Origin of the sequence: Corynebacterium sp. HMSC058E07 (assembly GCF_001809885.1) — a bacterium.
Lineage (GTDB): Bacteria > Actinomycetota > Actinomycetes > Mycobacteriales > Mycobacteriaceae > Corynebacterium > Corynebacterium macclintockiae.
Genome location: NZ_KV799281.1, coordinates 77,318 through 98,647, shown reverse-complemented (window position 1 = coordinate 98,647; position 21,330 = coordinate 77,318). Strand labels below are relative to the sequence as shown.

Below are 21,330 nucleotides of genomic sequence, written 5' to 3'. Positions count from 1 at the left end.
TAATCAACAGTTTGGCACACGATGCCACATGCCAAGGAGGCAGACACATGGCCCTGATCCTCAACATTGATGCCCGTGAAATCATCGATTCCCGCGGTAACCCGACCGTGGAGGTTGACGTAATGCTGGACGACGGCTCCTTCGGCCGCGCAGCCGTTCCCTCTGGCGCCTCCACCGGCGTGCATGAGGCCCACGAGCTGCGTGACGGTGGAGACCGTTACCAGGGCAAGGGCGTACTCAATGCCGTCAAGAACGTTATTGAAGACATCGACGAAGAGCTGATGGGCGTAGAGGCAGACGATCAGCGCCTGATCGACCAGCTGATGCGTGACCTGGATGGCACGGAGAACAAGTCCAAGCTGGGTGCTAACGCCATCCTGGGCGTTTCCATGGCCGTCGCCCGCGCCGCTGCAGAGTCCGCCGAACTGCCGCTGTTCCGCTACGTCGGTGGCCCGAACGCTCACGTTCTGCCGGTGCCGATGATGAACATCCTCAACGGTGGCGCACACGCTGACTCCGGTGTGGACGTCCAGGAGTTCATGATCGCCCCCATCGGCGCCGAGAGCTTCTCTGAGGCACTGCGCGTCGGCGCCGAGGTGTACCACACCCTGAAGAAGGTCATCAAGGACAAGGGTCTGTCCACCGGTCTGGGTGACGAGGGCGGCTTCGCTCCGTCCGTGGACTCCACCAAGGCTGCCCTGGATCTGATCGTCGAGGCTATCGAGAAGGCCGGCTTCAAGGTTGGCGAGGACGTTGCCCTGGCACTGGACGTTGCTTCCTCTGAGTTCTTTAAGGACGGCAAGTACCACTTCGAGGGCGGCGAGCACACCGCTGAGGAGATGGCCAAGGTGTACGAGGATCTGATCGAGGAATACCCGATCGTTTCCATCGAGGACCCGCTGCAGGAGGACGACTGGGAGGGTTACACCGCCCTGACCGCCAAGATCGGCGATAAGGTTCAGCTGGTGGGCGACGACTTCTTCGTTACCAACCCGCAGCGCCTGGCCAAGGGTATCGAGGAGAAGGCAGCCAACGCACTGCTGGTGAAGGTCAACCAGATCGGTACCCTCACCGAGACCTTCGACGCTGTCGAGCTGGCACACCGCAACGGCTACCGCACCATGATGTCCCACCGCTCCGGTGAGACCGAGGACACCACCATTGCCGACCTGGCCGTCGCACTGAACTGTGGCCAGATCAAGACCGGTGCACCGGCCCGCTCCGAGCGCGTTGCCAAGTACAACCAGCTGCTGCGTATCGAGGAGATCCTGGGCGACGCAGCTGTTTACGCTGGTCGCTCCGCATTCCCACGCTTCACCAAGTAATCCCGCGCGGATTAGCCTCGCAGTAGCCCACGCCCACCCACGTTGGTGGCCGTGGGCTACTCACATTTCGGCCTCGCTTCGCTAGACTCTGTAGACCATGAGCGAATCGACCAAGGGCGAACCGGGAAAGGAACCGGAGGACCTGGCGCGCGCAGATGTGGCGTCAGAAAGAAAGGGGCAGGAAAGCGACCGCCCCGAGTCCGCCCGACTGCCCCGCGCACGGTCGATCGAAAGGCGCGAGAGGCGCCGCGAGCGCGCACAAACAGCGCCGAAGCGAATGGCGCGAACCTTTGTGGCAGTGCCGAAAAACATGAGCCCAGCGACGTGGCTCGTAGCTCTGATGCTGGCGATCTTCCTGGCACTGTCGATCGCAAACCCGCTGCGTAACTACTTCGAGCAACGCGCGGAGCTGGCACAGATTAATGCGAAGATCGAGGGGCAAGAGAAAGAAAAAGCGGAGCTGACCAACGAGCTCAACCGCTACCGCGATCAGGATTACATCAAGGAGCAAGCGCGTACCCGGCTGGGGCTGATTGAACCTGGCGAGTCGGCCTATCGCATTATCTCCCCGAAGATTCACGCCGATAAGCTGGGAACCGAACAGGGCGAGGATGCTACCGGCGACGAGGCCAGCCGGGATTGGTATGCGCGGCTATGGGATTCCATCTCTACCCCAGAGGAAGCGAAGGACGAGAGCAGCGACCCGGCGAAGGAAAACCACAAGCTGCCGACAGTGCCAGAGCAGAACCCTGAACAGGCTCCCGAACAGAACCCGGGAGCGCCGGAGGGAGCTCCACAACCCGCACCGGAACAAGCACCAGCTAACTAGCGCCGAGACCAAAAGACGTCGCGAATACAAGAAGCCGCGAATACAAGAAACGAGAAAGCACCGCAATGACTAACTTCCGCCAGCCCGGCCCACCGACCGACGATGACCTTGAGGTAATGCGCAAGCAGCTAGGCCGACCACTGCGCGGTGTGGTGGAAGTCAGCTACTACACGCCCGACGGCGTTCCGGCCGTGGTGAAGACCCAGCCGAAATTGCCCGATGGCACCCCTTTCCCCACGCTGTACTACCTCACCGATCCGCGCCTGACCGCCGAGGCTTCCCGCCTGGAAGTCGCTGGTGTGATGAAGACGATGCAGGATCGACTGGGCGAAGACGAAGAGCTGGCGGCCGACTACCGCGCGGCGCACGAGCATTACCTAGCCGAGCGCAACAAGATGGAGGATCTGGGCACGGATTTCTCTGGCGGAGGCATGCCTGACCGCGTGAAATGCCTGCACGTCTTGATCGCCTACGCCCTGGCGGAGGGGCCAGAGCGGGTGCGCCTGGGTACCGAAGCGGTGGCGCTGGCGATTGAAAACAACCCCAAGCTGGAAGGCGCCGCGCTGCCTGCGGACTGGCCGACGTCCGCCTCGCTGGGAACGTCGATGGAAAGCGCTAGCGTCGCTGAATAAGCGGCGTGAATAGCGGGCACTGAAACCCGGTGGTTCTGGGGTACTCCGGTAGCCTGGGAACCATGAGTGCTGCCCCAAACGAATCCGCCAATCCTCGCTTTGCCGCCATCGACTGCGGTACCAATTCCATCCGCTTGCTGATCAGTGAAGGTACGTCGGATGGCCAGGTCAAAGAGCTAAATAGGGATAACATCATTGTCCGACTTGGGCAGGGGGTAGACGCGACGGGTCGTTTCGCCGATGAAGCCCTGGAGCGTGTAGACAAGGCTCTGCAGATTTACGCCGACCGGATGGTGGAATACGGGGTGGTCGACGTGATGATGGGCGCGACCTCCGCCACCCGCGATGCCACGAACCGCGAAGAGTTCTTCGAGATCACCCGCCGCCACCTCGGCCGCGTGCGCGAGGGGGCGGTCGCACAGGTGATCTCCGGGGAGCAGGAGGCAGAGCTGAGCTTCCGTGGTGCCGTCACCGACCTGCCCGATGCCGAGGAACGCACCATCTGCGTGATCGACCTTGGCGGCGGTTCCACGGAGTTCGTGGTACACGGTCCGGGGCGCGAACCGCAGGCCTTTTCTGCGGATATGGGCTGCGTCCGGCTGACGGAACGCTTCCTGGTGGACCAGCCGCCCACCCCACAGCAGGTCGCGGAAGCCCGCGCCTTTGTGGAGGAGCTGCTGGGCAAGGTTCGGGAGCATGTGGAGTTGCGCGCTGTCGACCAGATCGTTGGTGTGGCTGGCACGATGACGACCCTTGCCGCCCTTACCCTGGGGCTTTCGTCCTATGACCCGGAGCGCATCCACATGGCCACCCTGTCGCTGGAAGACTTCCGGTCTACGGCGCGTTCGCTGGTGGAATTGACGCCACCGCAGCGGTGCGAATACGGGCCGATGCACCCGGGCCGTGCGGATGTGATCGGTGGCGGTGCGATTGTGGTGGATGCCTTCACAAGTCAGTTTCTAGACTGGGGGCTTAGTGAGATCACAATTAGTGAGAAAGATATATTGGACGGAGTGCTGGCAGAGGTCATGGCACGCCCCCTATAGCCCAATTGGCAGAGGCAGCGGACTTAAAATCCGTTCAGTGTCGGTTCGAGTCCGACTGGGGGGACTTTTCATTTCCAATAGCGGAAAATAAGCCCGAGTTTTTGGAATGTGGGGGAAGGGCAAGGGTGTGCTGTTGTACCGTTGCTCCCAACAAAGTATTTCGCCAGCAAAATTAAGCGCTGGTGTTTCGATACTGACGAGCGAGACTCACGAGGGAGCCACTGCAATGATTCTGGATAACTACCGCGCCACCTGGGAAACCGAAGAAACGGACGCCCTACGCCAGCACGCCCGCGAGTTTATCGCCAGGGAAGTCACCCCCAACGAGCTGAAGTGGGAAGAAAACCACCAGGTGGAGCGGGAGTTCTGGAACAAGGCCGGCGAGGCTGGCCTGCTGTGCGCCTCCATCCCCGAGGAATACGGCGGAGGTGGTGGCACCTTTGCCCACGAGGCAGTGATCCAGCAGGAGCTCGGCCTGGCTGGCGATTCCGCGTGGCACAACGGTGTGCACTCCGTCATCGTTGCTCACTACATTTACCAGCTCGGCACCGAGGAGCAGCGCAAGCGCTGGCTGCCGGGAATGGCCAGCGGTGAGCTTGTTGGAGCCATTGCCATGACCGAGCCCGGCACCGGCTCGGACCTGCAGGCCATCAAGACCCGGGCAGAGCTGGACGGCGACGAGTGGGTGATCAACGGCTCCAAGACCTTCATCACCAACGGCACGCACTGCGACGTTGTCGTGATCGTCGCCCGCACGAACGAGCAGCCGGGTGGTAAGGGACTGTCGCTCATCGTTGCAGAGACCAAGGATCTGGAGGGTTTCGAGCGCGGTCGGGTGCTGGACAAGATCGGCCAGCGGGGCCAGGACACCCGCGAACTGTTTTTCACTGACATGCGCGTCCCCGCCGACAACCTGCTCGGCGGGGTGGAGGGCAAGGGCTTCATCCAATTGATGCAGCAGCTACCTCAGGAGCGTTTGATCCTGGCCATCGCCGGGGCGTCCGCATGCGAAGGCGCCGTGCGCGAGACCATCCGTTACGTCAATGAGCGCGAGGCGTTCGGCCGACCGCTGCTCGGATTCCAGAACACGCAGTTCGTGCTGGCAGAGTGCGCGAGTGAGACGCTGGCGGCGAAGACCCTTACCGATCACTGCACGGGGCTCCATATCGAGGGCAAGCTAACCACAGCGCAGGCTTCGGCGGCGAAGTACCTGGCCTCCGATCTGCAGAGTTCCGTAGCGGATCGCTGCCTGCAGTTGTTTGGTGGTTACGGCTTTATGCGCGAGTACCCGATCTCCCGCATGTACACCGACGCGCGTGTGCAGCGCATTTATGGCGGGACGAACGAGATCATGAAGCTGCTGATCGCCCGCGAGTTCAAGCTGGACTAGAGGAAGGCCGGCGGCGCGGCTGGTTCAAGTCACAGCCAGCTCGAAGCCCGTGCCGCCGTTATTGATCCGGGATGAGAAGCTCCGAGTTGCAGCCCAGAATTACGGCCCAGAATTACAGCCCGGAGTTGACGATCAGTTCGTCGGATGGCTGACCATCCTTGTCCTTCGGGTAGGCCTTGGCTAGGGCGGCTGCGAAGCGCTGGGCGCGCTGCGTGTTTCCATTCGCGCCGTAGTGCGCGTAATCATCCAGGGCGAACCACTCGGGCTTGGCCTCGCTGGCCCAGTCGTAAATGCGCAGGTTGGGGTAGTCCTTCTGTGCATCCCGCAGAGCCTGGTTAAAGGTCTCCATGTTGGACTTGGCGTAGTAACCCTCGTTGGTATTGGTCGTAGCCGTCGGCCACAGAACCTTCTGGTCGCGCAGTAGATCCATCATGGTGCGGATGCGCTCTGGCGATTCCATCGTCGCTCCGGCGGCGATGTTCGCAGCGTCGTTCACACCGGTTGCAATCACCCAGCACGTATCGGGGCCACTGGCGCTCGGCAGCAGCTCCTTCACGGAATCCACGGCGGAGGGGTAGTTCTGTGAACCGTCCGGGGATTGCCAGCCTTCCGTGGTCGCGCGGGCACCGAAGACGCTGTCCACGACCTCGCTGGCTCCATACTTCACATACGTTTCAAACGCTGTGTTCTTGGGATCCTCTACCTGGTCGGTAGAGAACATGCCGATAGAGGTGGAGTCGCCCACGTGCACAACCTTTTTGCAGCTCGTCAGCGAGGACGCAGAAGCCTTGGCCTTGCCCTTGTCCTGCCCCTGAGCCTGCGGGTTGGCGTCAGGCTTTTTCGCCCCACCAGCTGCCCCAGCCGCTCCGGCGTTGGCGGGGCGTTCGGCTGGGTTCAGCTCCATGGCACGATGACCGCCCTGACCCGTGCCAGCGCCCTGCTGAGCGTTGCTGGGGGTGACACTAATGGGCGTCGCACCAATAGCAACCACGGCGGCCAAGATGACGGTGGCGCCGGAAGCGATGTAGGCGGGGAAGGGGTGGCGGATAATGCCTCGGGAAGCAGCCCCGGACGTGTCGCCGACCTCGCGGTCCGCCTTGCGGCTGCGCAGCCACGCCTTGATCGGTGGGATCACACCGTTTCGGCGGATCGGATCCTCCACCAAGGTCCAGCTGAGGGCAGCCAGGGCTACGCTCACACCGATGGTGATGGCGCTGCCCAGCAGCTTGTGCTGCTCCAGCCAAGTCTGCGGCATGAAGGCGATAACCGGCATGTGCCAGAGGTAGATGCCGTACGAGCGCTCGCCGAGCCAGCGTATGGGGCCGAAGCCCAACACGGCGCTCCAGATGCTTGCCGGGTGTAGCACGGCGAAGATCGCCAGAGCTGTTGCCACGGTCAGCAGAATCAACCCGCCGTGGTACAGGAACATCGACTCCTGCTCGACGAAAAACACCAGCGCAGCGATGCCTGCCAAGCCGATAAAGCCGAAAAGGTTCGCAATCTTCACGGCCGGCTGCGTGGACTTTCCGGCTGCACGGCGCGAGGAAAGCCAGATCGCCAAGCAGGCTCCCAGCAGAAGGCCACCCGCGCGCGTATCCGTGCCCTCGTACGCCCGGGTGTTATCCATCCCGGGGGAGGCGACGATCCACATCCAGGCAAAAGAGGCAAGGGTCAGCAGGAAGGATCCAGCCAGCGCACCGGTGCGCGAACGCGTGACGAGCAGCAGACCAAGCAGAAGCAGAGGCCAGATCAGGTAGAACTGCTCTTCGACCGATAGTGACCACATGTGGCTCAGCGGGCTGGGCCCACCGAAGTTATCCCAGTAGGACTTTTCTTGGAAGATGGTGTGCCAGTTGTTGACGTAGAACAGGCTGGACAGTGCCTCCCAGAAGCGGTCGGTGAGCTTGTCGCGGGTCAGCGCCGCCGCCAGAATCAGGGTGGCGATCAGCGTGATGATCACAGCGGGCATGAGGCGCCGGAAGCGGCGCAACCAGAAGGTGCCCAGACTCAGGTGACCCTTTGTGTCCCAGGAGCGCATGAGGTTGCCGGTGATGAGGTAACCCGACAAAGTGAAGAACACGCCGACTCCCAAGAGCCCGCCAACGAAACCGGGAATATGCAGGTGATAGAGGACTACTACGGCGACTGCGATTGTCCGCAGCCCGTCGAGGCCAGATACGTATTGCTGGTTCTTACTAATCGGGCGTGGCATGTATCGAAGGGGAACCTTTATCCAAATGGGGGTTGTTCGTGCGCCACTCGGCGCATCGGTTCAGACTTCGGAGTCTATCCCCTCGGGTAGTCTTTAGGAAACAAACTCGCAGGAATGCTACGCAACTTCTAAGGAGCTTTTGCGGAGGTAGCCAGTGGCGCTGGAAACGATCATCTGGTTCCGCGATGACCTGCGGTTGATTGATAATGACGCCCTCACGTGGGCTGTCGAAGAGGCCTCACGTAGGGGTGCTACGCTTCTACCGGTTTTTATCCGCGAGGCAACTTCCGGGCTGGATCGCGCCGCGGAATGTAGCACCGCGGATCCCTATCATGGGAGTCATGCGCACTCTCTACACAGTCGAGGACATCCGTGCCGCCGAGTCTGCCCTGTTGGCCCGCCAGCAGCACGAGGACGAATTGATGCAGTCCGCCGCGCATGCAGTGGCAACGGTGGCGGAAAAACTCCTGGCGGACACGAGTGACCCCGTGATGTTGCTGGTCGGCCCCGGTGGCAACGGAGGCGACGCTCTCTACGCCGGCGCTGTTCTGGGGATGCAGGGGACAAGCGTGGTCGCTTATGCACTCGATGGAATCGACAACGTACACCAGCGCGCCGCCCGGGCGTTTACGTCTGCCGGTGGGCGCTTCGTTGATCTGCCCGCCGAGCCCCATGCCGCCGCCACAGAGCACTACGGCGTGATCATCGATGGGATGTTTGGCCTCGGCGGGCGCGGGGAGATCCCCGCAGACGTTGACGATTTCCTCCGCTTAGCGCAGCGCAGCAGGGTCCGACACGGCATGGCCCGAAACGGCACGACTCGACACAGCACGATCCGACACAGCACAGCTGAGCACGCTTCATCCGAACACGGCTCCGGGGCGCGCGTTCTGGCCATCGATATCCCCAGCGGCGTGGTCGCGGATACGGGTAAGGCACCTGGGCGCCACGTTCACGCCGACGCGACCATTACTTTCGGTGGGTTGCGCCGTGCCCACGGCCTGAACGCGTCCTGCGGAGTCGTGATCTGCGAGGACATTGGCTTGGACAATGGTTCGCGCTCGTTGCTTTCCGCCGAACTCGCAGCTAGGGAAGACACCCGCCCCGAGCCTTCCGCGCGCCTCTGGCACACTCCGGTGGAACTCCTCGACTCGGAGCGGTCGGTGCTTCCCTTCGCCTCCCCGGAGCCGCTGCCGGGCACCTTGCCGGAGGAGCCAGGCGCGACCGACGACAAGTACTCCGGTGGAGTGGTAGGTATTTGCGCAGGTAGTAAGGACTATCTAGGGGCGGGAGTGCTGGCCACCCTGGCAGCGGTGAACACCACCAGCTCTATGGTGCGCTATATCGGCGAACACCCTGAGTACGTCCTCGCCACCACACCCGAGGTCATCGTGCACCCCACGGTTCGAGCAGCAGGTCAGGTGCAGGCACGCATGGTCGGCTCTGGTCGCGGTACGGATCGCGACGCTCGGCAGGAATTGCTCGCCGTTCTCGAGATGGTGCAGCCCCTTGTTTTGGACGCCGACGCGATCACCGTCTTAGCCAAGAACCCAGACGTTCTGGAGGCTTTGCGTGCGCGCAACGCCCCCGTACTGCTCACCCCGCACGACGGGGAGTTCGACAGGCTTGCCAAGGCCGCGGGGCTGCCAGAGGAATCGCCGGATCGCATTACCTCCACCGAGCGTCTGGCCCGCGAGCTGAACTGCACTGTGCTGCTTAAGGGGCGCTTCACCATCATCGCTAACCCGCAGCGCACGGTGGTTGTCGATACTGCCTCTTCGTGGGCGGCGACCCCGGGATCCGGCGATGTGCTGGCGGGGATCCTGGGTGCTCTGGTGGCGCGGGATGCGGGCAAGCGCGCCCGCGATGGTGGCTACGCCGAGGCAGGGCAGTCCGAATTTGAAACTAGCGAGGCAGACTACGTGGTAGATACAGCTGCGGTCGGTGTCGCGCTGCACGCTGCGGCGTCATATATAGCTTCCCTAACCCCGTACGGCCCCGCACCGACCTCGGCGCTGAAGATTGCGCAACACATCCCGCATGCGACGGCTTGGTTGGGGTCGGTTGCTGGGCGCTAGAAGCTACAGCGTTAAAAGTCGCAGCGCTAGGCTCTCGGACGCGAGCAAGAACAACAAGAAAGACAAGAACAGTAAGAGAAAGCCCCAACGAGGAAGGGAAGAGGAAAGGAAATGGAGCAATGGATCGCAAGATTGCACTGATTACCGGCGGCACTCGAGGCATTGGCCTGGCGATTGCGCGAGAGCTGCAGGACGACTACCACCTGATCATCGGCGGTAGCTCGGAGTCCGCCCACGACGTGGCTGCGCAGTTCCCGAGCGCGCAAGGCTTCGTGGCGGACCTGGCCGATACGGATGGCATTGCGGCGGCGGTGGTTGAGTTGGGGCTGGAAAGTCTGGATGTCCTGGTGCATTCCGCGGGAGTGGTGGCGCACGATCCGGTCACGGAAACCACGCCTGAACAGTGGAAACACGCCTTCGGGATCAATTTGTTCGCGGTCGCGGAGCTCACCCGGCACTTGCTGGGCGCCCTGCAAGCGGCCCATGGCACCGTGGTGACAATCAACTCCGGCGCAGGCTACCGCTCCAGCGTGGGTTTCGGCCCCTACGCCACGACGAAGTTTGCGCTGCGGGCATACACGGATGCCCTGCGGGAGGAACAGCGCGGCAAGATCCGCGTGAGCTCCATCCACCCCGGCAAGGTTGATTCGGATATGCAGCGCGAGATCCAGACGCACCGCGGGGTAGCTGAGGCCGACTACGACGAAACGCAATTCCTGCGCCCAGAGTCCGTGGCGAAAGCCGTGCGCCTAGCGATCGACGCGACAGACGATGCCATGGTCGAGGCGCTGACTATCCGCCCCGTCAACGGGCGCTAGGGCAGCAGGCGGAAAGTCTTGCCGCTCTTCAACAGGGCGAGCATGATCTTCGAGAAAGTCTTCCGGCTGATGGACTCCGGTCCGCGGAAGTACATAAAGCGCTGCGAGGTTACGTTCTGCGTAGCCGTGTACTTCTGCAAGCCCTCCGCGCCGTGGCGGTGGGAGACACCGGATTCCTTCATGCCACCCATCGGGTTATCGATGGCCGCCCAGCTAGAGGTGTAGCCATCGTTCAGGGCAACGGAACCGGATTCGATCTTCGGCCCGATCTGCCATGCAGTGTCATCCGCTGCGAAGACAGAGGCGTTTAGGCCATAGTCCGTGTCGTTGGCCAGCTCGATCGCGTCGTAAAGGTCATCGACCGGCTCGATGTAGACCACAGGACCAAAGACCTCTTCCGTGCGCAGCAGCGCGTCCTGCGGGACGTCTGTAAGCACCGTCGGCTCGTAGAAGTACGGGCCTAGGTCCGGGCGCTTCTTACCACCGCAGATGATGTTGGCGCCCTTCTCGCGGGCGTCCTCCACGTACTTCTCCACGGTTGCCAGCTGGTCGGCAGAAGCCAGGGAACCCATCTGGATCTCCCAATCGAACCCGGATCCCAGGCTCATGGCCTGCACGCGGGAACTAAAGGTGCCAACAAAATCCTCGTAGGAAGCGCGCTCGACGTAGATACGTTCGATGGAAACACACAGCTGGCCGGAGTTGGAGAAGCAGGCATCCACCGCGCCACGGGCGGCGTAACTTATGTCCGCATCGTTTGCGATGATCAGCGGGTTCTTGCCACCCAGCTCGGCAGAGTAGCCCACCAGGCGACGGCCAACCTGCTCACCCAGAACCTTGCCGGTTGCCGTCGAGCCGGTGAACATCAAAAAGTCGCACTGATCCGCGATGGCACTACCAACCACGCGGCCTGAACCCGTAACTAATTGCACCAGGTCGCGGGGCAATCCGGCGTCAAAAAGAAGCTTAAAGATCAAAAGCGACGTGAAAGGGGTAGCAGAGTCGGGCTTAGCGACCACGGCGTTGCCCGCGATCAGTGCGGGGATGGCATCGCCGATACCCAGGGAAAGCGGGTAGTTCCACGGGCTGATCTGGCCGACAACACCCAACGGATGGCGGTACTCGATGGATTTCGCCATGATCGACATCGCCGAAGCGCGCTTGCGGGGCTTCATGAACTTCTCGACGTTGTTGGAGTAGTAGCGCGCGTTGTTGGCGACGTCCATGACCTCGTCGAAGGAGCTGGCGCGGTTCTTGCCGGTCTCTAGCTGCACCATGTCGCACAGCAGGTCGGAGTTTTTGAGGACTAGGTCGTGGAAGCGGCGGAAGATGCGCTTGCGCTCGGCGAAGGGGACGTGGACCCAGGACTGCTGGGCGCGGCGGGCAAAGCGGAAAGCCTCGGTCACGTCCTCGGCGGAACCGCTGGCGACCCAGCCGATGGTCTCGCCCAGGAACGGGGCTTCGATATCCAGGCGCTTGCCGTCGTAGTCGTCGTTGAGGTTGTGCAGGCGGGCGTTTGTGGTGAGGTCGCGCAGCTCCGTTTCCAGATCGGCAGGCAGAGCGGCGACAGAAAGGCGCTTGTAGTTGGTTCGTTTCATGTTTGGGAGACTACCTAAAAGACCGCAAACAAGTGTTCGTTCTAGAACATTTCTAAGCAAACGGATATGCGGGAGGGGTGCGTCGGGAACATTTGAGAAGCCTTAGACGTTGGTAGGATGTACGCGACAGCAGCGGAAGTTCACTTTTCGGCCATACGCGGGTCGACCGGTAGCTTCCGGCTTTCAAAAATGACCAGCAAAACAATGGAGTGCAAAGAATGAAAAGCTCGAACCCGTTCATGGGGTCGCTGGCCAAGAATCAGGGCCAGCACCCATTCGCACAGCAAGGCAACCAGGGTGGCTACGCCCAGCAGGGCGGTTATGGACAGCCGGGGATGAACCCCTACGCGACCTCCGCTCACGGCGGCGTGCAGACCGCCGCAATGGGCTACGGCATGCAGGATGCTGCCAACTACGGCCAGGCAGGTGCCGCCGACCGTCCGATGACTGTTGACGATGTTGTCACCAAGACCGGTATCACCCTGGCCGTGATTGTCGCCCTGGCAGTCGTGAACTTCATCATCGGTCTGAATGACGACAAGCTGGCGATGGGGTTGACCTTCGTCGGCATGATCGGTGGCCTGATCGCTGTTCTGGTTTCGGCTTTCGGTAAGAAGTACGACTCTGCCCCTGTCACTCTGACCTACGCGGCCTTCGAGGGCCTCTTTGTTGGTGGCTTTACGTTCCTGATTTCTGGCGCTGCGGTTGGTGATACGGACGCCGGCATGCTCATCGCCCAGGCAGTTCTCGGCACAATTGGCGTGTTCATCGGCATGCTGTTTGTTTACAAGACCGGTGCTATCCGTGTAACTCCGAAGTTCACCCGCTTCCTGGTGGGCGCCATGATCGGTGTTCTGGTTCTGGCTCTGGGCAACCTGGTGTTCGCGCTGGTTACCGGCTCCGCTGGCATCCTGCGCGACGGTGGTCCGATCGCCATCATCTTCTCCCTGGTCTGCATTGGTATCGCTGCAATGAGCTTCCTGCTGGACTTTGATCAGGCTGACCGTCTGGTCCGCGCAGGCGCGCCGTCCAAGATGGCCTGGGGTGTTGCGATGGGGCTGGCCGTTACCCTGGTCTGGCTGTACACCGAGATCCTGCGCCTGCTGTCCTACTTCAGGGACTAGCGCTTTTAGAGGCTAAGGCTTCATGGGGCTAGCGCTGAAGCGCTGTCAGTTGAGGGGCTTCCGGTTAACTGGAAGCCCCTTTTTTCTGCCGGTTTGCAGGGGATTTCGCTCCTAGGGCGGGGAAATGTCGCTAGAACGGGAATGCGTGAGCGCGGCCAGACAGCCTAATAAAAGTGCAACACCCTGACCTGCACGTTCTTGTAGTGGTTAATGGTTTGCAATAACGTATTCCCGTTCTAACGACATTCACTCCGCTGTAGCTCTGTTTTGGCGAGGTTCACCCTGGCGCGGTCTGGAATTGGCGACATCTTGAGGAAATCTTGAGGAACGAAACCCTTGAGGATTGGGTTAAGGGAAGGGAGTAGGGGGAAGAACGGGTCAAGAAACGGAAGCGGGGTGGGAAATGTCGGAAAAGTTGCAAAACCAGAATCTCCGCCAACGACGTGTGAGCAACAAAACGTTCTGACCTGTAGGTTTAGGTAAGTGAGAATGCTCCCCAATAACAAATTGCAACTTTTCCGACATCTAACCCCTCCGAGAGGGGCAATGGGGCCTGCCGGGAGGTCTCAAAGGCAGAGAAAATGAGGCCTGAAAGGCAGAGAAAAGCAAGAAGGGCGCCCGAAGGCGCCCTTCTTGCTTACCGCCGGTCGCAACCAGCTAAAGCCGGCAGCAAATGACGGCCAGCCAGCGCAATTGGAGCCAGCCGCAGCCGACTAAAGCCGCAGCCAGCTAAAGCCGCCAGCCACCCAGTGCCGGCCAAGTAGTAACTGTAGTAACTACTGCTCCGCGCGCGGAACGTCCAGGTCAGGGTCGTAAGGCTCAGCGGCGACGATCGTCACAGAGACGGTGTCGCCAGCCGGGGTCTGGTACTCGCGGGTCTCGCCAACCTTGGCGCCCACAATGGCCGCACCCAGCGGCGCATCGGTGGAGTAGGTCTCCAGGTCCGGGTTGGAAGACTCCAGGCCACGGGTACCGATCAGGAATGTCTCCTTATCATCTTCGTCACCGTCGTAGTACACGTGGATCACGGAACCGACCAGTGCCACGCCGGACTCCTGCGGAGCCTCACCGATGGTGGCGCTATCCAGCAGCTCCTCCAGGTAGGTGATGCGTGCTTCCTCCTGGCCCTGCTGCTCGCGGGCTGCGTGGTAGCCACCGTTCTCCTTCAGGTCACCCTCTTCACGGCGCTCGTTGATCTCGGCAGCCAGCACCGGGCGGTTTTCCTTCAGAGCGGTCAGCTCTGCATTCAGTCGGTCGTAGGATTCCTGGGTAAGCCAGCGGGTCTGGTTGTCAGCCATTGGGTTCTCCCGTCTTTGTTGAGGGTTCACGCGGTGATCCACGTGGGCGTCAAAAGATTAATCAGTAGGCGAGCAAAGTCTAGCACCTAGACGTGCGGCGCCGAGGTGCCAGGGCGCTAACTATGGCGCTTTAGCTACCGTCCGCGTTGAGGTGCGGCGGCAGAGTGCTGGAGCAGCCATAGGCAGTGGCGGCATAGCCACGCTCGCGGGTGGGGATGTCGACACTGAAGCGCGTGACTTCCTCGCCCCCGGCGGGAATCACAAATTCGCGGCGGCCGACCTCGTTCTTGTCGTAGTCCAGCGCGGTGACGATGCAGTACGCGGCTTTCGCGGGGTCTTTGCGGGTGACATCGATGCTCATGGTCATGCGGTTATCCGACACGATCTTGCCGCCAGATTCCTGCGCCGTCACGTCGGCATCGGATGTGCGCATGAACTGCGTCACCGCGTAGCTAAGCGTCCCGGCCAGGATGAGCGCCAGAATCACCACGACGATCTTTCCGGAGAACTTCTGGTTGCGCGTTGTGCCGTAGCGCTCTTCTTGGGTGCTGTTTCTTGCCGCCTTCATGATGCCTCTAGTCTAGCCCACCCTATTCTTTATGACGCCTTCGTCCCCGGCCCGTTTTGCGCTGGTGGCTCTATTGGGAAGGGCGAGGTTGGCTAGTAGATTGTATTGACGTGAGTGAAAAGACATCTTCCGCAGACACCCCGCGTTATCGCTTGTTGGCGATCCACGCGCACCCGGACGACGAGTCCAGTAAGGGTGCGGCCACCATGGCTCGCTATGTTGACGAGGGCCACCGGGTCAAGGTGCTGACCTGCACGGGCGGGGAGCGCGGGGACATTCTGAACCCGGAGATGCAGCAGCTGGCTGAACAGGGGATCGGCGAGATGATTGAGGTTCGCCGCGAGGAGATGGCGCAGGCGGCCTCCATTCTGGGCGTGGAACACGAATGGCTGGGCTATGTCGACTCCGGCTTGCCGGAGGGGGATCCGAAGCCGCCGTTGCCGGAGGGCTGCTTCGCGCTGGAGGATACGGAAGAAGTCACGCAGAACGTCGTGCGGGTAGTGCGGGAGTTCCGCCCGCACGTGATTATCACCTACGACGAGTATGGTGGCTACCCGCACCCGGATCACATCAAGGTGCATGCTGTATCCATGCGTGCCTGGGAGGCTGCCGGCGACCTCGATTACCACCCCGAGCTGGGGGAATCGTGGGAAGTGAAGAAGCTGTATTACACCCACGGCTTCATCCGTCAACGCTTCGAGGACCTGGCCACCGCCATGTATGAGCGGGGAGTACACCTACCAGAGCACGTTCTGCAGCACCTGGAGATGTGGAAGCAGCTGCCGGACATCTTCTCCCGCGTAACTACCAGGGTCAATGTCGGCGAGTGGTTCCCCCGCCGCGACGATGCGCTGCGCGCGCACCGCACCCAGATCGACCCCAATGGAGCGTTCTTCCTGGCGGACACGGATCTGCAGCAGATGATCTGGCCGACCGAGGAGTTCGAGCTCGCGCAGTCGCGGGTGCACAGCGAGCTGCCGGAAACGGATTTGTTCGCAGGTCTTGATGCCGAGTCGTGCACAGGCCACAGCGATGTCTAAGTTTCCCCGCTGACGGCGAACAAACTACAGTTAATGGGCAAAGAATAGAAGGAGTTTTCCGCGATGAACACCGCCACCTGGATCCTGGCGCAGGCCGAGCGCACCGGCCCGAAGGGCGCCGAGTTCGGCAAGGCCGCACCCATCGGCCTGTTCGTGATCGTCATTCTGCTGCTGGTTGTGTTGCTTATTGGCTTCGCCATGAACAAGCGCATTCGTCGGCTAGAGCGCCGCCGGGCCTTCGCAGATGCCCGGGGAATTGACCTCTTCGATACGGAAAAGCTCGAGGCGGCGATGAAGGCCGAGGGATTCGACGACACTGCGGGCAAGCGATCCATGTTTGCTCGCACCGAGGTTCCCCAGACCGACGAGCGTTTCCTTCCCGCCTCCGGCACGCTGACTGGCCCCGCCGCTATTGACGCTGAGCGGGCGCGGGCTGAGGGCGTCGATAAGAAGGGCGCCGAGAAGAACACCACGCCGGACGCAAACAGCGAAGAACCGCCGAAGCAGTAGGATCAATACTGTGAACCGCATCCCCCAACTGCTCTACCCGGCATATGAGGCGAGCCTGGCGCGCTCGCTGCGCGATAAACCGCGGCCGAAGCACATTGCCATCATGGCCGACGGTAACCGGCGCTGGGCACGCGAAAACGGGTTCACGGATGTGTCGCACGGCCACCGCGTAGGTGCGAAGAAGATCGCGGAAATGTGCGGTTGGTGCGATGAGCTGGGGATTGAGACCGTCACGGTCTATCTGCTCAGTACAGAAAACTTGAAGCGCTCCAAAGAGGAGCTGTCGTTGCTGTGCAGCATTATTGGCGATGTTGCTGAGGAATTGGCAGATTCGGACGCCGGGTTCCAGCTACGCACCGTTGGCCACTTAGAACTATTGCCGGAGCAGCTACGCGTTCGCCTGGAAGAAAACCAGGCCAAGACGGATGACCACACGGGCGTGCGGGTGAACGTTGCCGTGGGCTACGGAGGGCGCCAGGAGATCGTGGATGCGGTGCAGACCCTCGTGGCGGAGCTGGCAGAACAGGGCATCGCGCCCGAGGACATGGCGGAGGCCATCACCGCAGAGGCGCTGGGAGATCACATGTACACTTCCGGCCAGCCGGATCCGGATCTGGTGATTCGCACGTCGGGGGAGCAGCGACTGTCCGGGTTCCTGTTGTGGCAGTCGGCGTATTCGGAGATCTGGTTTACGGATACCTATTGGCCGGCGTTCCGTCGCGTTGACTTCCTGCGCGCCCTGCGTGACTATTCGCAGCGACACCGGCGCTTCGGCCTGTAAGGCTAAAGGCTAAGGGCTTAGGGTGTGTGGGCGTAGGTGCGCGCGCTAGATCTTGCGCATCCGCACTTTTTGCACCAGGTGATCCGGCCCCTTGCGTAGCACGAGGGAAGCGCGTACCCGGGTGGGGAGGATATTTTCCATCAAGTTCGGCAGGTTCACGGTCTGCCAGATTTCCCGTGCCACCAGCGTGGCTTCTTCATCACTGAAATTAGCGAAGTGGTGGAAGTGCGCCTTCGGATCCTTGAATGCGGTGTTCTTGAGCCGCAGGAAGCGGTCGATGTACCAGTCCTCGATGTCCTCGCGGCGAGCATCGACGTAGACGGAAAAGTCGAAGAGGTCCGAGACCATGAGGGTCGGGCCAGTCTGCAGGACATTGAGACCCTCGACGATGAGGATATCTGGCCGGTCGACGGTGATGGATTCCCCGGGGATGCGGTCGTAGGCCTCGTGGGAGTACACGGGAGCCTGAACCTTTTGGGTGCCGGACTTCACCTTTGTGACGAAGCTGAGCAGTGCGGCTTGGTCGTAGGATTCCGGGAAACCCTTGCGGTGCATCAATCGGCGGCGTTCCAGCTCTGCGGTGGGCAGCAGGAAGCCGTCCGTGGTGACTAGATCCACGCGCGGGTTTGTCTCCCAGCGCTGCAGTAGAACCTGGAGCACACGGGCGGTGGTGGACTTGCCGACGGCGACGGAGCCGCACACGCCGATGATGTAGGGGATCTGCGGCATTGGCTCACCGAGGAAGGTCTCCGTCGCTGCATTAAGGCGCCTGTGCGCTTCGACGCGCAGGAAGATCAGGCGAGACAGTGGAAGATAGACTTCGGAGACTTCTTCCAGGTCAATCTCGTCGCCGATGCCGCGCAGCTGTTCCAGTTCGTCTTCGGTGAGGACCTGGGGCATCGATTTTCTAAGTGTGCGCCACTGAGTACGGTCCAGCTCAATGTAAGGGCTGGGGGAAGTCATAGCACCTATTGTGCCCCGAAAATGGGGCGAGGTGAAATTGAATGGGGGAAATATCGAGCGTTGCCATTACCAGTGGATTAGCTTGTCTGGGGGACTCGCTATGATGGTGAGGCAGATAAGCAACTACAGATAAGCAACTAACTTTCATCCCCAACGGAAGGCCTTGGTCGACGTGACTTCTCCGCAGAATTCGTCTACTCAGAACTCGCTACAGCACAACACTCCTCTGGCGGAACTCGATCCGCAGGTCGCCGAGGCCATTGCGGGCGAGCTGCGCCGCCAACGTACGACTCTGGAAATGATCGCTTCGGAGAACTTTGTTCCCCGCGCAGTGCTGCAGGCTCAGGGTTCGGTGCTGACCAACAAGTACGCCGAAGGCTACCCGGGGCGCCGTTACTACGGTGGCTGCGAGCACGTGGATGTGATTGAGGATCTGGCGCGCGACCGCGCTAAGCAGGTCTTCGGTGCGGAGTTTGCCAACGTGCAGCCGCACGCGGGTGCACAGGCCAACGCTGCGGTGCTGATGGCTCTGGCTAACCCGGGCGACAAGATCATGGGCCTGTCCCTGGCACACGGTGGCCACCTGACCCACGGTATGCACCTGAACTTCTCCGGCAAGCTCTACGAGGTTGCTGCCTACGAGGTGGATCCGGAGACCTTCCGCCTGGATATGGATAAGATCCGCGAGCAGGCCATTGCCGAAAAGCCGCAGGTGCTGATTGCCGGCTGGTCCGCGTACCCGCGTCACCAGGACTTTGCTGCCTTCAAGTCCATTGCCGACGAGGTTGGGGCGAAGCTCTGGGTGGACATGGCTCACTTCGCTGGCCTGGTTGCCGCTGACCTGCACCCGTCGCCAGTTCCGCACGCCGATGTTGTCTCTACCACCGTTCACAAGACGCTGGGTGGCCCGCGCTCCGGCATGATCCTGGCCAAGCAGGAGTACGCCAAGAAGCTGAACTCCTCCGTATTCCCGGGGCAGCAGGGCGGACCGCTGATGCACGCCGTGGCCGCGAAGGCAGTGGCCATGAAGGTGGCCCAGACTGACGAGTTCCGCGACCGTCAGCAGCGCACCCTGGAAGGCGCCAAGATCCTCGCTGAGCGTCTGAATGCACAGGATACGAAGGACGCTGGCGTACAGGTCCTCACCGGCGGCACCGACGTCCACCTGGTACTGGTCGACCTGCGTAACTCCCAGCTGGACGGCCAGCAGGGTGAGGATCTGCTGCACGAGGTTGGCATCACCGTCAACCGCAATGCTGTGCCGTTCGACCCGCGCCCGCCGATGGTTACCTCCGGCCTGCGCATCGGTACCTCCGCGCTGGCTTCCCGTGGCCTGGATTCCGCGGCCTTCACCGAGGTTGCGGACATCATCGGTACGGCTCTGGCCGGTAACGCCGACGTTTCCGCCCTGCGCGCCCGCGTGGACAAGATCGCTGCGGACTTCCCGCTGTACGACGGCCTGGAAGACTGGAAGCTGGTTTAATTCCCGTTGGGTTAATTCCCGTTGGGTTAGTCCCCGCTGGGCTAGTCCTTGCCGGGGTGAACCCTATTGGGGAAGTAGGAGAGATTCGAGAAATGGTCAGCACCCACTCGCGCGAAGCAATCATCGTCGTTGATGTTCAAAACGATTTCGTCGACGGTTCTTTGGGCACCGCCCGCGGTGTTGAGGTCGCGCGGGGGATTAATGCCTGGTTGCGCGAGGTATTGGGCGCCGACGCGGAAGAGGGCGCAGAGATCAACTCCCGCCCTCTGATCGCCGGCACAATGGATTGGCACATCAACCCCCAGGGGCATTTCGCACCCGAAGGGGAGGAACCGGACTACGAAAACACCTGGCCGGTGCACTGCGTGGCCGATACCCACGGTGCGCAGGTCTGTGGCGAACTCAACCCCGAGCTCGTGGACGTCTGGTTCCACAAGGGTGAATACACCGCTGCCTACTCCGGCTTTGAAGGCCACCTGGCGCGGGAAGAGCAAACGCTGAAGCAGTGGCTGAATTCGTTAGAAATCGAGCATGTCACCATCGTCGGCATCGCCACCGACTTCTGTGTGCGCGCCACCGCCGAAGATGCCCTGAAGGCTGGCTTCGGCGTGACTGTGGTGGAAGAGCTCTGCTCTGCCGTCAGCGAGGATGGTGCAGCTAAGGCTTTGGACGCCCTCAGGGCAGCTGGCGCTGAGGTCATCGCCCAACCACGCTAGTCATCCCCCGCTTCGGCGGGGCATGAGGGGGAGCGGGGGCGCGAGGGGGCGTCCATAGAGAAAACCGCCAGAAAAGACGACGCTCTGCGGCCACGCCACGTAGCGTGAAGAACATGAGCGAAAACAACAATCTTGTGCTGGTCGAAGACAAGGCCGGCGTACGTTACATCACCATCAACCGGCCAGAGGCATACAACTCCCTGGACAAGGCGCTGCGCCTGGCGTTGATCGACGCGTTCCGGAATGCACAGAAAGACTCGCAGGAACTCGGCTCCGCAGTGCGCGCTGTCGTCCTGCGTGCGGCTGGCAAGGCATTCTGCTCTGGGCAGGACCTCAAGGAACAGCTGCAGGATACACAGAACCGCACCGGCATGGAAAAGGTGGTGGAGGAGTACAACCCGATGGTTGAGTTGCTCGCCGGCATCAGCGTGCCAACGATCGCCGCGCTGCAGGGGCCGGCAGCGGGCGCTGGCTGGGGTTTGGCGATGGCGTGCGACTTCCGCGTGATGTCCACGGCTGCGTCCTTTAAGGGCGCATTCACCGGCGTGGGGCTGGCGGCAGATTCCGGGCTGTCGAAGACTCTGGTGGATTGCGTGGGGCGTGCGAAGGCGCTGCAGTTGCTGCTGATGGATCGCAAGGTGCCCGCCGAGGAAGCATTGGAACTGGGGCTGGTGGAGAACCTGGTGGAGCCCACAGAGCTGGAGGCGGCGACAGAGAAGCTAGCCGCGTCTTTTGCCGGTGGCCCGACTGCGGCATACAAGGAAATGAAGGCGCTGGTGAAGAACGCTGCAGCCATCAACGAGGCCGCAGCGGCGGAGGCAGAGGCACAGCTGCGTCTGTTTAACACCGCCGACCATAGCGAAGCGGTGGCCGCTTTCGTAGGAAAGCGACCACCGCAGTTTAAGGGGGAGTAGGGGCT

At 61.6% G+C, this 21,330-nt stretch carries 20 protein-coding genes and 1 tRNA gene; 16 read left to right on the top strand and 5 right to left on the bottom strand.

Features of this window, described 5'->3' with window-relative positions; all coding sequences use genetic code 11:
* Positions 1-47: 47 nt before the first annotated feature.
* The 6 genes from eno (at position 48) to HMPREF2678_RS08520 (ending at position 5,222) form a co-directional block, all read left to right on the top strand.
* Entirely contained in the window at positions 48-1,325 is a 1,278-nt protein-coding gene (gene eno, locus HMPREF2678_RS08545; protein WP_034967311.1) for a phosphopyruvate hydratase, read from the top strand.
* Positions 1,326-1,422: 97 nt separating this feature from the next.
* A complete protein-coding gene (locus HMPREF2678_RS08540; RefSeq protein ID WP_070551974.1) occupies positions 1,423-2,154 on the top strand; it encodes an FtsB family cell division protein in 732 nt (243 codons plus the stop codon).
* A gap of 65 nt (positions 2,155-2,219) precedes the next feature.
* On the top strand, positions 2,220-2,786 hold the full coding sequence (locus HMPREF2678_RS08535) for a DUF501 domain-containing protein (RefSeq protein ID WP_035001114.1): 567 nt from the start codon (positions 2,220-2,222) through the stop codon (positions 2,784-2,786).
* 62 nt (positions 2,787-2,848) lie between these two features.
* The gene (locus tag HMPREF2678_RS08530; RefSeq protein ID WP_070551972.1) at positions 2,849-3,832 is read left to right on the top strand and encodes a Ppx/GppA phosphatase family protein; all 984 of its coding nucleotides are present in this window, start codon (positions 2,849-2,851) and stop codon (positions 3,830-3,832) included.
* Positions 3,823-3,896, top strand: a tRNA-Leu gene (locus tag HMPREF2678_RS08525). The genes HMPREF2678_RS08530 and HMPREF2678_RS08525 overlap by 10 nt, the downstream gene beginning before the upstream one ends.
* Before the next feature lie 162 nt (positions 3,897-4,058).
* The gene (locus tag HMPREF2678_RS08520; RefSeq protein WP_034975483.1) at positions 4,059-5,222 is read left to right on the top strand and encodes an acyl-CoA dehydrogenase family protein; all 1,164 of its coding nucleotides are present in this window, start codon (positions 4,059-4,061) and stop codon (positions 5,220-5,222) included.
* A 112-nt stretch (positions 5,223-5,334) separates the two neighbouring features.
* Here HMPREF2678_RS08520 and HMPREF2678_RS08515 read toward each other — a convergent pair whose 3' ends face one another.
* Positions 5,335-7,434, bottom strand: coding sequence for an acyltransferase family protein (locus tag HMPREF2678_RS08515; RefSeq protein ID WP_034975500.1), 2,100 nt, complete (start codon positions 7,432-7,434; stop codon positions 5,335-5,337).
* 154 nt (positions 7,435-7,588) lie between these two features.
* On the opposite strand from HMPREF2678_RS08515, the gene HMPREF2678_RS10660 reads away from it, so the two are divergent.
* From HMPREF2678_RS10660 to HMPREF2678_RS08505, 3 genes are all read left to right on the top strand, one after another.
* Positions 7,589-7,918, top strand: coding sequence for a deoxyribodipyrimidine photo-lyase (locus HMPREF2678_RS10660; protein WP_083303452.1), 330 nt, complete (start codon positions 7,589-7,591; stop codon positions 7,916-7,918).
* The gene (locus HMPREF2678_RS08510; protein ID WP_371325844.1) at positions 7,827-9,512 is read left to right on the top strand and encodes a bifunctional ADP-dependent NAD(P)H-hydrate dehydratase/NAD(P)H-hydrate epimerase; all 1,686 of its coding nucleotides are present in this window, start codon (positions 7,827-7,829) and stop codon (positions 9,510-9,512) included. Before HMPREF2678_RS10660 ends, HMPREF2678_RS08510 begins: the two co-directional genes overlap by 92 nt.
* Positions 9,513-9,631: 119 nt before the next feature.
* The gene (locus HMPREF2678_RS08505; protein WP_070551968.1) at positions 9,632-10,330 is read left to right on the top strand and encodes an SDR family oxidoreductase; all 699 of its coding nucleotides are present in this window, start codon (positions 9,632-9,634) and stop codon (positions 10,328-10,330) included.
* On the opposite strand, the gene HMPREF2678_RS08500 is transcribed toward HMPREF2678_RS08505, so the two are convergent.
* Positions 10,327-11,928 (bottom strand): succinic semialdehyde dehydrogenase, encoded by a 1,602-nt coding sequence (locus HMPREF2678_RS08500; protein WP_034994231.1) that lies wholly within the window; start codon positions 11,926-11,928, stop codon positions 10,327-10,329. The two genes, HMPREF2678_RS08505 and HMPREF2678_RS08500, sit on opposite strands and share 4 nt — an antisense overlap.
* A 218-nt stretch (positions 11,929-12,146) precedes the next feature.
* Here HMPREF2678_RS08500 and HMPREF2678_RS08495 point away from each other — a divergent pair, with 218 nt between their 5' ends.
* Positions 12,147-13,052, top strand: a complete 906-nt coding sequence (locus HMPREF2678_RS08495) for a Bax inhibitor-1/YccA family protein (protein WP_043014692.1) — start codon at positions 12,147-12,149, stop codon at positions 13,050-13,052.
* Positions 13,053-13,828: 776 nt separating this feature from the next.
* Here HMPREF2678_RS08495 and greA read toward each other — a convergent pair.
* Together greA and HMPREF2678_RS08485 are read right to left on the bottom strand one after the other, a co-directional pair.
* The gene (gene greA, locus HMPREF2678_RS08490; protein WP_034967277.1) at positions 13,829-14,350 is read right to left on the bottom strand and encodes a transcription elongation factor GreA; all 522 of its coding nucleotides are present in this window, start codon (positions 14,348-14,350) and stop codon (positions 13,829-13,831) included.
* Positions 14,351-14,480: 130 nt separating this feature from the next.
* Complete coding sequence (locus HMPREF2678_RS08485) at positions 14,481-14,918, bottom strand: DUF4307 domain-containing protein (RefSeq protein WP_034967274.1); 438 nt, start codon at positions 14,916-14,918, stop codon at positions 14,481-14,483.
* Between the two features lie 110 nt (positions 14,919-15,028).
* Here HMPREF2678_RS08485 and mca point away from each other — a divergent pair, with 110 nt between their 5' ends.
* The 3 genes from mca to HMPREF2678_RS08470 all read left to right on the top strand — a co-directional run bounded on the left by mca (position 15,029) and on the right by HMPREF2678_RS08470 (position 17,249).
* Positions 15,029-15,958, top strand: a complete 930-nt coding sequence (mca, locus tag HMPREF2678_RS08480) for a mycothiol conjugate amidase Mca (RefSeq protein ID WP_083303451.1) — start codon at positions 15,029-15,031, stop codon at positions 15,956-15,958.
* Between the two features lie 63 nt (positions 15,959-16,021).
* Entirely contained in the window at positions 16,022-16,468 is a 447-nt protein-coding gene (locus HMPREF2678_RS08475) for a hypothetical protein (protein ID WP_051894035.1), read from the top strand.
* A 10-nt stretch (positions 16,469-16,478) separates the two neighbouring features.
* Positions 16,479-17,249, top strand: a complete 771-nt coding sequence (locus HMPREF2678_RS08470; RefSeq protein WP_034967266.1) for an isoprenyl transferase — start codon at positions 16,479-16,481, stop codon at positions 17,247-17,249.
* 45 nt (positions 17,250-17,294) lie between these two features.
* Here HMPREF2678_RS08470 and coaA read toward each other — a convergent pair whose 3' ends face one another.
* A complete protein-coding gene (coaA, locus tag HMPREF2678_RS08465) occupies positions 17,295-18,212 on the bottom strand; it encodes a type I pantothenate kinase (protein ID WP_034967261.1) in 918 nt (305 codons plus the stop codon).
* A 172-nt stretch (positions 18,213-18,384) separates the two neighbouring features.
* Here coaA and glyA point away from each other — a divergent pair, with 172 nt between their 5' ends.
* The 3 genes from glyA to HMPREF2678_RS08450 all read left to right on the top strand — a co-directional run bounded on the left by glyA (position 18,385) and on the right by HMPREF2678_RS08450 (position 21,325).
* Complete coding sequence (gene glyA, locus HMPREF2678_RS08460; RefSeq protein WP_034967575.1) at positions 18,385-19,695, top strand: serine hydroxymethyltransferase; 1,311 nt, start codon at positions 18,385-18,387, stop codon at positions 19,693-19,695.
* 92 nt (positions 19,696-19,787) lie between these two features.
* The gene (locus HMPREF2678_RS08455) at positions 19,788-20,411 is read left to right on the top strand and encodes an isochorismatase family protein (protein WP_034967257.1); all 624 of its coding nucleotides are present in this window, start codon (positions 19,788-19,790) and stop codon (positions 20,409-20,411) included.
* A gap of 113 nt (positions 20,412-20,524) precedes the next feature.
* The gene (locus HMPREF2678_RS08450) at positions 20,525-21,325 is read left to right on the top strand and encodes an enoyl-CoA hydratase/isomerase family protein (RefSeq protein ID WP_051891432.1); all 801 of its coding nucleotides are present in this window, start codon (positions 20,525-20,527) and stop codon (positions 21,323-21,325) included.
* Positions 21,326-21,330 lie beyond the last annotated feature (5 nt).